The 13108-nt window shown below is 47.6% G+C and carries 12 protein-coding genes; 3 read left to right on the forward strand and 9 right to left on the reverse strand.

What is annotated here, in order from left to right:
- Positions 1 to 8 precede the first annotated feature (8 nt).
- Positions 9 to 413: a TlpA family protein disulfide reductase gene (locus LMJ53_RS12245; RefSeq protein WP_229586393.1), complete on the reverse strand. Its 405-nt coding sequence runs from the start codon at positions 411 to 413 to the stop codon at positions 9 to 11.
- A 176-nt stretch (positions 414 to 589) separates the two neighbouring features.
- Here LMJ53_RS12245 and LMJ53_RS12250 point away from each other — a divergent pair, with 176 nt between their 5' ends.
- Together LMJ53_RS12250 and LMJ53_RS12255 are read left to right on the forward strand one after the other, a co-directional pair.
- Positions 590 to 1108 carry a sigma-70 family RNA polymerase sigma factor gene (locus LMJ53_RS12250; RefSeq protein ID WP_229586395.1) on the forward strand — a complete coding sequence of 173 codons (519 nt, stop codon included), beginning with the start codon at positions 590 to 592 and terminating at the stop codon, positions 1106 to 1108.
- An 18-nt stretch (positions 1109 to 1126) separates the two neighbouring features.
- Positions 1127 to 1756 (forward strand): NrsF family protein, encoded by a 630-nt coding sequence (locus tag LMJ53_RS12255; protein ID WP_229586397.1) that lies wholly within the window; start codon positions 1127 to 1129, stop codon positions 1754 to 1756.
- Between the two features lie 14 nt (positions 1757 to 1770).
- Here LMJ53_RS12255 and LMJ53_RS12260 read toward each other — a convergent pair whose 3' ends face one another.
- Positions 1771 to 2046 carry a hypothetical protein gene (locus LMJ53_RS12260; RefSeq protein WP_229586399.1) on the reverse strand — a complete coding sequence of 92 codons (276 nt, stop codon included), beginning with the start codon at positions 2044 to 2046 and terminating at the stop codon, positions 1771 to 1773.
- Positions 2047 to 2177: 131 nt separating this feature from the next.
- On the opposite strand from LMJ53_RS12260, the gene LMJ53_RS12265 reads away from it, so the two are divergent.
- The gene (locus LMJ53_RS12265; protein WP_229586401.1) at positions 2178 to 4568 is read left to right on the forward strand and encodes a Lon protease family protein; all 2391 of its coding nucleotides are present in this window, start codon (positions 2178 to 2180) and stop codon (positions 4566 to 4568) included.
- Positions 4569 to 4697: 129 nt separating this feature from the next.
- On the opposite strand, the gene LMJ53_RS12270 is transcribed toward LMJ53_RS12265, so the two are convergent.
- The 7 genes from LMJ53_RS12270 to LMJ53_RS12300 all read right to left on the reverse strand — a co-directional run bounded on the left by LMJ53_RS12270 (position 4698) and on the right by LMJ53_RS12300 (position 13007).
- Complete coding sequence (locus tag LMJ53_RS12270; RefSeq protein ID WP_229586402.1) at positions 4698 to 6362, reverse strand: S8 family serine peptidase; 1665 nt, start codon at positions 6360 to 6362, stop codon at positions 4698 to 4700.
- Positions 6363 to 6662: 300 nt separating this feature from the next.
- Complete coding sequence (lnt, locus tag LMJ53_RS12275) at positions 6663 to 8207, reverse strand: apolipoprotein N-acyltransferase (protein ID WP_229586403.1); 1545 nt, start codon at positions 8205 to 8207, stop codon at positions 6663 to 6665.
- Between the two features lie 5 nt (positions 8208 to 8212).
- Positions 8213 to 9082, reverse strand: coding sequence for an HlyC/CorC family transporter (locus tag LMJ53_RS12280; RefSeq protein WP_229586404.1), 870 nt, complete (start codon positions 9080 to 9082; stop codon positions 8213 to 8215).
- Between the two features lie 33 nt (positions 9083 to 9115).
- Positions 9116 to 9577: an rRNA maturation RNase YbeY gene (ybeY, locus tag LMJ53_RS12285; protein ID WP_229586406.1), complete on the reverse strand. Its 462-nt coding sequence runs from the start codon at positions 9575 to 9577 to the stop codon at positions 9116 to 9118.
- Positions 9574 to 10572, reverse strand: a complete 999-nt coding sequence (locus tag LMJ53_RS12290; RefSeq protein ID WP_229586478.1) for a PhoH family protein — start codon at positions 10570 to 10572, stop codon at positions 9574 to 9576. The genes ybeY and LMJ53_RS12290 overlap by 4 nt, the downstream gene beginning before the upstream one ends.
- Positions 10573 to 10637: 65 nt before the next feature.
- A complete protein-coding gene (miaB, locus tag LMJ53_RS12295; RefSeq protein ID WP_229586408.1) occupies positions 10638 to 12062 on the reverse strand; it encodes a tRNA (N6-isopentenyl adenosine(37)-C2)-methylthiotransferase MiaB in 1425 nt (474 codons plus the stop codon).
- 96 nt (positions 12063 to 12158) lie between these two features.
- Entirely contained in the window at positions 12159 to 13007 is an 849-nt protein-coding gene (locus tag LMJ53_RS12300) for a DMT family transporter (protein WP_229586410.1), read from the reverse strand.
- Positions 13008 to 13108: the final 101 nt, after the last annotated feature.

Consider the following 13108-nt stretch of genomic DNA (forward strand, 5'->3'; position numbering starts at 1 on the left):
CTCCCGTGTTATAGCGCTTTTAGCATTTCAGCTTTAATCGCTTGCTCGTCAGTTAAGCCTCGGGTTAAGGACACTAATTCGCCTTTATTCACGACAATAATGGTGCTTTGACCGGTAACGCCATAGCGATTGTTTAATGCTTTCTCTGTTACTTGGTTATATTGCAGCACTTTAAGATCGCTAAACGCGGGGTCCTTTAACAGTGCCTCAATCACCGGCACTTGTTTCGCACACACTGGGCAACCGGGTTTAGTGGCAACTAGTACAAAGCTACCTTGTTGCTCTGCCTCGACTAATTGTGCTGCGGAGTAAGCGGGTAAGACAAAGTTAGTGGCATTCGCTTGCGGGGCAGTGAATAGTGCTACGGCGAAAGTTGCAGCTAGGGCGAACGTTTTTAAAGAAGTACTTAACATAATAAAAATCCTATTGTGAGAGAAATAAACCACAAAATGCGGTGTGTTCAGGGGTAATTGGCGAGAAAACTAGAAAAGGTTACAGAAAAATAATTTATTTTTGCTGTAACTTTTTGTCGTGTTATCGTCAATAACAAAGCAATTGGCCGTCGACAGCCATAGGAACAGGATTAAACATGAACGACTGGCAGGTTCTGCTAGAACGAGCCCAGCAGGGAGATAAGCAAGCTTACAGTGCTTTTTTAAGCGCCATTGTACCGTTTTTGCGCATGCGAGCACGGCGCTATGTGCCGGCGCAACATTTAGACGACTTTGTGCAAGAGACGTTATTAACGGTACATCGCATTTTGCATACGTATCAAGTTGGCTTACCCGTTGAACCCTGGCTTAGTGGCATTTTGCGGCATAAATATTTTGAAAGTCGTCGTCAACTTGCGGCGAATGAACATCACTCGTTAAGTGATGAAGACGGCTGGCAGCCCAGCGTGCCTTTGGATGAAGATGAGCAATATCAAGCTGTTAGTCATTTACTGGCACCGCTAAATGCGGCACAAGCACAGGTGTTGTATGCCACCAAGGTAGAAGAATTGTCGATAGATGAAACCGCCAACCTGATGCAGCGCAGTTCGTCTTGGGTTAAGGTTAATGTGTTTCGAGCTATTCAGTTGTTACGCAGCGAATTAAATGAAAAATAAATAAGGTTAATTAGTCAGATGGCGGATAAAACAGAGCAACTTATCGCGAAACTGGTCGACTCACATCAGGCGGTGCGGCCATTTCTAGCACCGCAAATTACCTATTTAACCTTGGGCATGGTGTTGATGTGCGCATTGTTATTGATGCTGCCTTTTGGTTTACGTTTTGATTGGCCGCTGGCGGGGATGCTGAAAACCGCTGCCTTATTCATGCTAGTGGTGACGTTGCTGCAACTGACTTTATTGCTTAGTCAGCCGTTGCTGCCACAATGGCGCAAGGCCCCGCTCTTATGGTTGTCACTTGCTAGTAGCGTTGGGTTATTGTTCTGTTTAGGTACTATGGGTGAGCCGCTGAGTTTCGGGCAAGCCGCCCAAGTTTCTTCATTTTGGGCCTGTATTGCTTGGATAGCGCCAGTGGGTATGGCGGCAGGCTGGATATTATCAAGAATGTTACGCCGAGCGCGGCCTTTGCACCGCATGGCTTTGCGCTTGGTGGTAGGAGGCCTAGCCGGTAGCTTAGCCGCCTTAGTGTATAGTTTGCATTGCCGCGTTGATGCCCTTGCATACTTATTGTTAGCTTATGGCTTAGCGGCAACCCTCGCCTTGCTGGGGAGCTTACTTAGCAGCCACCGGCTGTGGCGCTGGTAGCCCCTACTGTATTATTAATGCACCCGATAATAACGGCAGAAGTAATCAATCACACTATTCGCATCTAAATGTGAAAAGGTCAGATGATGTTTTGCCATAACGGCTTGCCCCAAGGTTTGTAAAATCGTCTCTAAACCGGCCCCACTTGGGCGTTCTAATTGATGTTGCTGAAATAAAAAGTCTAAGGCCGCTGAGGTATAAGATTTACCTGGCAAAGGCTGGGTTAATTCCAGCTCATGAAGCCGTGCTCCTAAGTTGCGTATTTTTTGTAAACAGTTGCGTTCGTCCATTGCCGGCCCCCGAAATGCTAAATGATGGATATTTTGTTTATCGGCAGCCGCATAATAAACTTTAGCGCTGGGCAGAGCGCGACGCTTTTTGGTAGTATAGCGGCCAATACGTAACCCTTTTAAGGCGATGCATGACGCAGCTTAATCAGTCACTGGCGCTCCACCCGACACAGTTGTGTCCTCAATTAGATCCCCAATTAATTGCAGCCGCACTGCAACAACCGGCCTTGCCGTCGGCCTTTATTGGCCAAGACCGTGCGCGCTCTGCGTTAGAGTTTGCTATTGGCATGGATATGCCGGGTTATAACTTGTATGTCATGGGGGAACAGGCGTTAGGGCGTTCCACCCTAGTGCATGATATTTTGCAACAAGCCGCCAGTGAAAAAGCCACGCCAGATGAGTGGTGTTACCTGAATAACTTTGATGATGAGCGAGTACCCAGTACCTGTCGTCTATTAGCCGGAGAAGGCCGCAAACTGGTCAAAAAACTCGAAGCGCTGATTGATGAGTTAATGGATACCTTTCCGGCCGCTTTTGATAACCCAGGTTATCAACGGAAGAAAAAAGCCATTCATCGTACCTTTGATAAACGCTATGAAGAGGCTATTGATCGGGTTGAAAGCAAAGCCTTGGAAAAACAAGTGGTGTTGTACGAAGAAAACGGCGCCGTCAGTTTTTCACCGATCATTGATGGTAAACCCTTAGATGATCAAGAGTTTTCTAAGTTAACGGAAGAACAGCGCCAATATTTTTATGGTTTAGTTTCAGAGCTAGAAACCATCCTCAATGAAGAGTTATTAGAACTACCGCGTTGGAAACGTGAACTCTCCGAGAGCCTGCGAGGGTTGTGTAAAGACACCATTGAGCAAGCCATTAAACCGATGCTGAAGCAGCTAGAACATGACTACAATGCTGAACTTGGCGTATTAAAATATCTGCGTGATATGCGTACCCCTTTAATTAAAGCGGTGCTGGAATTATTGCCGGATGAATCAGACGGCGAAAAAAACGAAGAGCCGATTAGCCGCGAATTTTTTATAGAAGAGTTTGTGCCCAATGTGCTGGTGCATTATGAAAGCATGTCTGGCGCTCCCATTGTGTTTGAAGCGAATCCTAGTTACGGTAATTTGTTTGGCCGCGTCGAATATAACTCCTCTAGTGGTTCACTTTACACCAACTATCGGATGATCCGCCCAGGGGCATTACACCGGGCCAATGGCGGCTATCTGATTTTAGACGCCGATCGCTTATTGTCACAGCCGGCGCTTTGGGATGCACTAAAGTTAGCGCTAAAAGCGGGCGAAGTTGTGATCGACACCCTTAGTGAACATGCGGTAACTAACTCAACGATTATTACCCCCAAAGCGATCCCGCTGAATGTTAAAGTGGTGCTGCTCGGCTCGCGCGATCTGTATTATCTGGTACAAGATCTCGATGATGAATTTAACGAGCTGTTTCGCGTACTGGCCGATTTTGAACATTACTTGCCGTATCACGCCGAAACGGTTAGTGATATGACGCAGCAAATTCAGGTACAGATGCGGCAAATGCACATTGCCCAGCTATCAGCTTGCGGTTTGCAACAGCTGTTGTTATTTAGTTTTCGTCAAGCTGAACATCAAAGCAAGTTATCGGCGCGTTTTGCCGATGTGTTGGAATTAGTGCGTGAGGCGTGTTATTTCGCGCAACAGCAACAAGCTGAAGAATTAACCGCTGAGCATGTTAAGCAAGCCTTAGCGGGTAAGCAATATCGTACCGGGCGTATTAGTGAGGCCTTTTTAGAAGATATTCAAGAAGGGCAGATCCTCATTGATACCGATGGCGCTGGCGTGGGTAAGATCAATGGTTTAACCGTATTAGAGATTGGCGATACGGCTTTTGGTACCCCTGCGCGGATCAGCGCGACCGTGTTTGCGGGCTCGAGTGGCGTGGTCGACATAGAGCGAGAAGTAGAACTCGGTAAAGCCATTCACTCGAAAGGCGTATTACTTCTGACCGGTTATTTGGGTTCTAAATATGCGCGAGACTTCCCGCTGACACTTAGCGCCAATATTGCGATGGAACAATCTTACGGCCATATCGATGGTGATAGTGCTTCTTTAGCTGAGGTGTGTGCCTTAATTTCTGCTATTACTGAAGTGCCCATTTTGCAAAGCTTAGCGGTAACGGGGTCGATCAACCAATATGGTCAGGTACAAGCGATTGGCGGTGTTAACGAAAAAATTGAAGGCTTCTTCAGACTGTGTCAATCGCGTGGTTTGACGGGGCAGCAAGGTGTGATTATTCCTGCCAGTAACCAAATAAATTTGGTATTACGTCATGAAGTGGTCGAAGCGGTCGCGACAGGCCAATTTCATATTTACGCCGTGCGGACTGTTGATGAAGCACTGGAGCTGTTAACGGCGCAATTGGCCGGGGAGCGAAATGCACGTGGCCAATACCCGAAAAAATCAGTCAATGCCAAGGCGCGAGCGCGTTTAGCCTTGTTGGCCGAATTAGTTAATGGCAGTGCCGAAGAGTAAGCTATCGGTGGCATGCTGCATAGCTGTTAGCTCGCTTTCAAAAAAGAACACTGACTTAAGCTACAGAAAAAGGTGATAACACAAAATAAGAAAGCCGCTTAACAGCGGCTTTCTTTATTTAGCGCGGGTTTAACCGCATTTTCTTGGACCGCCTTTACATGGCTCTGGTTCTGGCTCTGGATCACCACCACCTGAACCACCACCGTTGCCGGCACAACCATAAGAGCTGAGGTAATCATAAGCCGCTTTGGCTTTAACAATACCTTTACCAAATTTCTGTGGATCGCCACCGCTAGGTAAGCTGGCTGTTGCTTTCAGCGCACTGCGGATTTGCGTACCGGTACATTGTGGGAAGTTAGACCATACACGCGTGGCTAAACCGGCTACTGCTGGTGTGGCCATCGAGGTACCGCTCATATAACCGTAATCTGAAGCACCAACGCTGATGCTGGCTGTGGCGGCACTCAGTAAGGCTGAACGATCTTCAAAGGCTGCGCCCACGGCGGGGATTGACGTCGTATTCGCAGTGCCCGCCCCTAAAGTACCGTATAACATGCCAGGCACGTTATTAATCAGAATGGCACCGATACCACCGGATAACTGGCAGTTTTTCACTTTGTCATGGAAGGAAATAGTGCCACGGTCAATCACACAAACTTTGCCTGAGGCGCCGCTGTTAGTGGCAGTGGCTTCACCCATAAAGAAAGTGCTGCCTGAAGCTTCGCCGGTATTTTCCATGGCAGAGGCGGCATAACCGTTATTACCTGCGGTTAAAGCTGCCATGGAAGCACCACCAGAAGGGTAGGTAGAAAGCGTATCTACACCGCCTGCGGCCACTTCAACACAAAAGCCTTCATTGGTGACACTGCGTTTACCTGAGCCTGAGCTACAAGAGGGATATTGCGAGAAAGAAGCAATTTGATTATTGGCATCATTCGCGCCAATCATCATTACCGAGGCATAACCTGCCGGATAAGAGCGCACTGAGTTACCGTCGTTACCGGCTGCCGCTAACACTAAGCCGCCATTATTGGTAAAGTTATTAAAGGCGTTTTCTTCGGTGCTGTTGGCACCGCCACCGCCTAAACTCATGTTAATCACTTTAGCGCCATTCGCTGCACAGAGGTTGGCCGCTTGTGCCAGATCGGAGGAATAACCCCAACCGGCGGCGTTAAATACTTTAATGATATGCATCGGCGTTCCCGGTGCCATACCAATCACACCTTCGCCATTATTGGCGGCGCCGATGGTGCCGGCAACGTGAGTACCATGTGGGCCACCATCGCGGAACCAGTCATTGGTGCCTGAGTTACTCGTACCGGTAATGCTACCCCAGTTAAAGTCTGGGTTGTAACCGCCGGTTTCACCATTATCACGGGCAATACCGGAATCGATGACACATACCTTAGGTGACGTACCCAAGCTGAATGGGGTTAAATTCGCTTGTGATTGGTAAAAAGCATAAGGCGTTAATTGCTGTTGCGTAGGGTTACCCGCATCATCTTGATACAGGGCTAACGGGTAACGTTTAACGTCTTGTTCGATTAATTTGATATGCGGGTTATTTAATAACCCTTTGACTTCGCTTAGATCTTTATTCAAGAACGTGGCGGCAATAAAGCCATCAGAATCGACATGGATTTGACCACCGAGCTTAACGGTCAGGGCTTTGACAATACCCTTTTTGTCGTTATCCACTTGGATGATGTAACGGTCAGAAGCCACGGCGTGGCCGGCTAAGCTCAGAGCAACTAAGGTTGCTAGCGCTAGAGGAGTGAGTTTATTGAGAGTCATGGTACTTCCTTCACTGCTGTATTAATGGCTGTTAAATCAGCCTTGTAGTTTTTATCGCAATTAAATTGCTATTTATCGCAAAGAGTAGCGGTTTTAGTTTTGGCACGATATCGCCCAAAAAGCAAACATAAATAATCTTTTTTATAAAATTAATCGCTAATGTACCTAGAACCTAAACGCATAGCGGCGAATTTGTTACAAGGTCACATCGGCTTAGAGCAAACCGATGTTAGCGTGTAGCACGGAGTGGGCAGGGGCAAAATGAAGATGACGGCGAGGGGAACAATCGCCAAGTTAAAGCTACAAACTGTGCTGCTGGCGACCACGCCAAGCTGCTATTAGCAAGCTCAGTAAGCTAAGTAGAAACACCGGCAGATCCCCCAGCGTACTGTATAGCGTACGTCCGGTGGCTAAGGGTAACTGATCACTCACCAGTGCTTCGGTAAATTGGGGGGCGCGCTCCCGGATCTCTCCGGATGCGGCAATAGAAGCGGTAATGCCATTGTTGGTCGCTCGTAGTACTGGGCGGCCAAATTCTAAAGCGCGCATGCGCGCTATTTGCAAATGCTGATGGGGGCCAATGCTGTCGCCAAACCAAGCATCATTACTGACTGTCAGTAATACCTGGGTATCGGCAGTGAAATTGGCACGGATCTGTGCCGGAAACGCAATTTCAAAACAGATAGCGGGCAATAAATGTACACCATTGGCGATAAGGTTCGGTTGTACATAGCTACCTCGGCTAAAGGAGCTCATCGGGAGATCGAAAATCGGAGCGAGCTGACGTAATAGCTGCTCAAACGGCACAAATTCGCCAATCGGTAACAAATGATGTTTGCTAAAACGATTAGCATGGCCATAAAAATAGTGACCGCGCTCAGCGTCGGGCTGTTGCTTACCCAGCACAATAAGATTATTCCAAGCTTCGCCGGTTTTGTGTCGATAATCGATAATGCCGCTGATAATAGCGGTGTCGCTGTAGGTCGCAGAGCTATCGAGGTTCTCTAGAAAATCGATGGCTAACGGTTCTAATTGCGGTATAGCCGCTTCTGGCCAAATAATAATATGGTGTTCGCTTAAATGTGGCCGAGTGAGATCAAGGTATTTCAGCATGGTCGGCCATTCTTGCTCTGGCGCCCAGCGCAGATCTTGTTTGATATTGCCTTGTACCAACAACACTGATACTGTTTGACCGCTTAACTGCCAGCCTTTTAGGGGGGCAAGCAACGGGCTGATAACAACCAGCATAACGGCAATGCTTAGAAAACTGGCTTGTTGCCAGCGTGCTAAGGAAGATTTGTACAACAAACTGCCGCTAGCGGCGACAAACACCATTAGCCAACTGAGCCCAATTTCGCCAATTAATGGTGCCCAATGCCGTAATAACGAATCCGTTTGGCTGTAACCGATGGATAACCAAGGAAAACCCGTTAGCATCACACTGCGTAGCCATTCAGCGAAAATCCAGCTAGCCGCGAATAATAACGGCAAGGGCAGTGCATTGGCAAAACGGCGGGTTAACCAGGCAGCGAGGGCAGGGAATAACGCGAGGTAGCCCACTAACAGCGCCATCAAGCCTAAACTGGCAATCAGCGGCAAGCCACCAAATTGATCAATACTGACATGCACCCAGCTAATACCGACACCAAACCAACCGATACCATAACTAAAACCAGCAATAGCGGCTTGACGTGGTTGCTTACTGTATCGAATGGCCAGCGCTAATAGCGCTAAGGTAAAAAACGGTAGCCACCACAAATGATAGGGCGTAAAAGCCAGGGTATTCAGTGCGCCTGCCGCCAGTAAAACCAGCGGCAGTGCCAAGCGAGATAAGCCAGAACGCAAAATGATTAGTTTCCTTCTTCTTCCGATTTGCGCGGTTGAATCACTTGAAGTTGCATTAAACGCCGGCTGTTGGCTTTGCTCACTTTGAATTTAAGATCGCCCAGCGTAATGCTTTCACCTCGGGCGGGCATATGCCCAAAAGCATGCAACACGATACCGCCGATGGTATCGGCATCTTCTTCGTCAAAAGAGGTGCCGAAGCTTTCATTAAATTCATCTAAAGGGGTTAACGCACTGACTTGAAATACCCGAGAGGCCATCTTTTTGATGTCATGATCTTCGTGATCGTCATGTTCATCTTCAATTTCGCCGACGATTTGTTCCAAGATATCTTCAATGGTTAATAGGCCTGAAACACCGCCGTATTCATCAACCACAATGGCCATATGATAACGTTTTTGCCGAAACTCACGCAGTAAGGCATCAACCTTTTTGCTTTCAGGAATAATCACAGCAGGGCGGACTAAATTGCTCCACTGCCAATCGTTATTCGTGTCATCCAACGCATATTGCAGAATATCTTTTACAATCAAAATGCCTTCGATATGGTCTTTATCTTCATTGACCACCGGATAACGGCTATGATTGTTTTCCAACAAGATGGGTAGTACTTCAGACAGGGGCTGCTCAATGTCAATGGTCGCCATTTGTGAGCGTGGGATCATAATGTCCCGAGCGCGCATTTTTGACACGTCCAAAACACCTTGCAACATATCCTTGGTATCGGTATCAATTAGCTCACGCATAGCCGCTTCGCTAATAATATCTTCCAAATCAGACAGATCTTGAGGCTCTGCGTTGAAAATGTTGGCGATACGTTCTAACCAACTGCGACTCGCAGAACCGCGACTAGAGTGGGGGTTGTCTTCACTCATCAGTGAACTTGTGCTCCGTTAAAATAATAAAAACTATTCATCATCCAATAAATAGGGATTGGCTATGCCTAACTGCGCGAGGATCTGAATTTCTTCTGCTTCCATTTCAACGGCATCCTCATCATTTATATGGTCAAATCCCAATAAATGCAAGCACCCGTGCACCACCATATGGGCCCAATGTGCAAACAAGGGTTTTTCTTGTTCGCTCGCTTCGGCGGCCACTACGTCGGCAGCAATGATTAAATCACCGAGCAAACTTAATTCTACGCCCGGTGGACATTGAAATGGAAAACTCAGCACATTGGTGGGCTTATCTTTCGCGCGATATTGGGCATTCAGTTGTTGGCTTTCGGCATTATCCACCACACGAATGGTCACTTCAGCTTCAGCTTGAAATGGCGTTACAGCTGCGTTTAGCCATTGTTGAAATTGCGCTTCGCTAGGTAAATTTTTCGCAGAGCTGGCCAGCTGTAAATCTAAGGTGATGCTCATTTTGCTCTAAATTCTCGCTGCTCAGGGCCATTCGGTTTTGGGTTTGCCGCTTCAAAAGCTTCATAGGCTTGCACAATACGTTGCACAATAGGGTGGCGTACCACGTCTTTGGCATTGAAAAAGTTAAAGCTGATTTCTGGCACGGCAGACAGCACATCTATGGCATGTTTTAAACCGGAGTACTGGCCACGCGGTAAGTCGACTTGCGTTATATCACCGGTGATCACGGCTTTGGCACTAAAACCAATGCGGGTTAAAAACATTTTCATTTGCTCGGTGGTGGTATTTTGGCTTTCATCCAAGATGATAAAGGCATCATTTAAAGTTCGCCCCCGCATATAAGCCAAGGGTGCAATTTCAATGACGCCGCGCTCAAGGTATTTTTCAACCTTTTCAAAGCCAAGCATTTCAAATAGCGCATCATACAAGGGCCGTAAGTAGGGATCGACTTTTTGGGCTAAATCACCAGGCAAGAAACCGAGCTTTTCACCCGCTTCGACCGCGGGCCGCGTTAAGATAATGCGTTTAACCAGGCCGCTTTCTAGGGCATCAACGGCACAAGCTACCGCTAAATAGGTTTTGCCGGTACCGGCAGGGCCAACACCAAAACACACATCATGTTGCAGCACATTAGCAACATAAGCCGCTTGGTTAGGATTACGCGGTTTAATCAGGCCTTTTTTGGTTTTTAGGCTAAATTCTTTCTGGCGGCTGCCGGGTTCAGCATCTTGATACTCAATTTCAACGTGTTCGCTGATCATCAAGTGCACTTGTTCTGGGGTAATACCGTCTTGTTGCTGCTCGACATTCGCGGTCAGTAAATAGAGTTCTTGCAAGATGTCGATAGTGGCGTCGACATTCGGCTGTTGGCCTTCAATCCGCATGGTGCCATTACGGTGGCTAATATTAACCTGTAAGCGGCGTTCTAAGTGTTTCAGATTATCGTCGTACGGGCCACAAAGTAGCGTCAGGCGCCGGTGATCAACCGGCTCCATCAGCAATTCAGTGCTATAACTACTGTCACTATTCAATATAAATTTCTCTTTATTGTCCAGTTCGCTTAGGGAACAAAGTGAGTTACACCTAAATCGTCAGTTTTTGGCTGACGTGCAAGAATTTGTTGCGGCGCAATTTCACGGCGCAAGCCCATTTCCGCTTCAGTACGAATTAAGGTGCCACGTAAAGAATTACTGAACACATCGGTAATTTTCACGTCAACAAAACCGCCAATCATATCGGGTGAGCCTTCAAAGTTGACTACGCGATTATTCTCGGTTCGGCCGGTTAATTCCATAATATTTTTCTTAGACGGGCCTTCCACCAAAATACGCTGTTCGGTACCTAACATGCCACGGGCAATTTTCAGTGCTTGCTGGTTAATACGATCTTGCAGGATATATAAGCGCTGCTTTTTCGCGTCTTCGGTGACATCATCCGGTAAATCGGCTGCTGGCGTACCTGGGCGGGCGCTATAGATAAAGCTAAAGCTCATATCAAAACCAATAGCTTGTATCAGATCCATGGTCGCTTGGAAGTCTTCATCAGTTTCACCAGGAAAGCCGATAATAAAGTCGGATGACATACTCAGGTTAGGCCGTATTTTCTTTAATTTACGGATCTGCGCTTTGTACTCTATGGCGGTATGGCCGCGTTTCATCAAGTTTAACACCCGATCTGAACCTGACTGCACCGGTAAATGTAGGTGATCGACCAGTTCAGGCACGTCTTTATACACTTCAATAATATCGTCGGTAAATTCAACCGGGTGCGAAGTGGTATAACGAATGCGGTCAATACCATCAATGGCGGCCACTAAGCGCAGCAGCTCAGAGAAATGACAAATACTGCCATCATGGGTGGCACCGCGATAACCGTTGACGTTTTGTCCCAGTAAGTTAACTTCACGCACACCTTGTTGCGCCAATTGGGCAATTTCAAATAACACGTCATCTAACGGTCGGCTGACCTCTTCACCACGGGTATAAGGCACGACACAAAAAGTGCAGTATTTAGAGCAGCCTTCCATCACCGAGACAAAAGCGCTTGGACCATCGGCCTTTGGCTCAGGTAAGCGGTCAAATTTTTCGATTTCAGGGAACGACACATCAACCACAGGAGAATGTGAGCCGCGCACTGAATTGATCATCTCGGGTAAGCGATGCAGCGTTTGTGGGCCAAACACGATATCGACATAGGGCGCGCGCTCACGGATCGCTTTGCCTTCTTGCGAAGCCACGCAGCCGCCGACACCAATGATCAAATCGGGATTTTTTTCTTTCAGTGGACGCCAGCGACCTAACTGATGGAACACTTTCTCCTGGGCTTTTTCCCGAATAGAGCAGGTATTAAGCAGAATCACATCAGCTTCTTCTGCCTCTTCGGTCAAAGTGTAGCCATGCGTTGCATCCAGTAGGTCGGCCATTTTTGATGAGTCGTATTCGTTCATCTGGCAGCCCCAGGTCTTAATATGCAGCTTTTTACCCATTGTCAGTGGTTACCTGTGTTAATGCGTCTAAAAAAGGGAGCGTATTTTAGCCTGTCTGACCGCTCAGTGCCAGAGACAGCTGCAAAAGTCTTTTAATCAAATTAATCGCTGTCGGGTAGTGATGTAGCCCGCATAAAAAATCACCAGCACGCCCGCTGCCCAACTCATGGTGACGGGCTCTTGCCAAATCAGATAACCAAAAGCGCCGGCAAACACCACGCTGCTGTAGGTCCACATGCCAATATCACTTGCTGGGGCAATGGCATAGGCGCGGGTCATCGCCAGTTGACCAATGGCGGCTAAGATGCCCATAGCAATAAAAGCAAGCCAAACGTCTTGGTTTAGTGGTTGCCAATAGAAGGGTAGTGGGATGGCCGATAAGATGGCGGTAAGCAGTGAAAAATAAAAGACGATACGCACAGCCGGTTCGGTATCCGACATATAACGAATGGTGGTTTTGGTAATGGCCACTAATACTGCCGAGCACAGTGCAACGAGCAACACTGCATTTAACGCCGCATCGGGTGTCGGTAAAGCTAACACTACGCCGACAAAGCCCAATAAAATAGCAAATAAGGTCAAACGCGACGGGCGTTCCTTTAACCAAAAACGGGCAATGATTGGCACGACAAACGGCGAGAGTAATAATACCAACATACCTTGCGCCAGTGGCAGGCGCGCGAGCACATAAAAAAAGCAATACATACCCGTAATGCCGGTTAACGCCCTGCTGGCATGCAGATACCAACGCTGCGTTTTCAGCATTTCAAAGCCATGTTTGTATAAAAAAGGCAGCATCAGCAGTAAGGCAAAAAAGTTGCGGAAAAACACCACTTGCGCTTCGCTAGCGGTTTCACTGGTAAATTTTACTACCGCACCTATGCCAGCAAAGCAGGCTTCAGCTAACAGCAAAAGTAGAGCACCTTTTAGCAGGTGAGGAGCCATGGCGTGTTCCATAAAACATCAAGGTGCTTAGTATAACGCGGTGACGACTTGAAAATCTGCTCGCGCTTTGCGAATCACGAAAAATCAGTTTATATTCGACA

It is taken from the genome of Rheinheimera sp. UJ51, assembly GCF_020819615.1.
Classification (GTDB): domain Bacteria; phylum Pseudomonadota; class Gammaproteobacteria; order Enterobacterales; family Alteromonadaceae; genus Alishewanella; species Alishewanella maricola.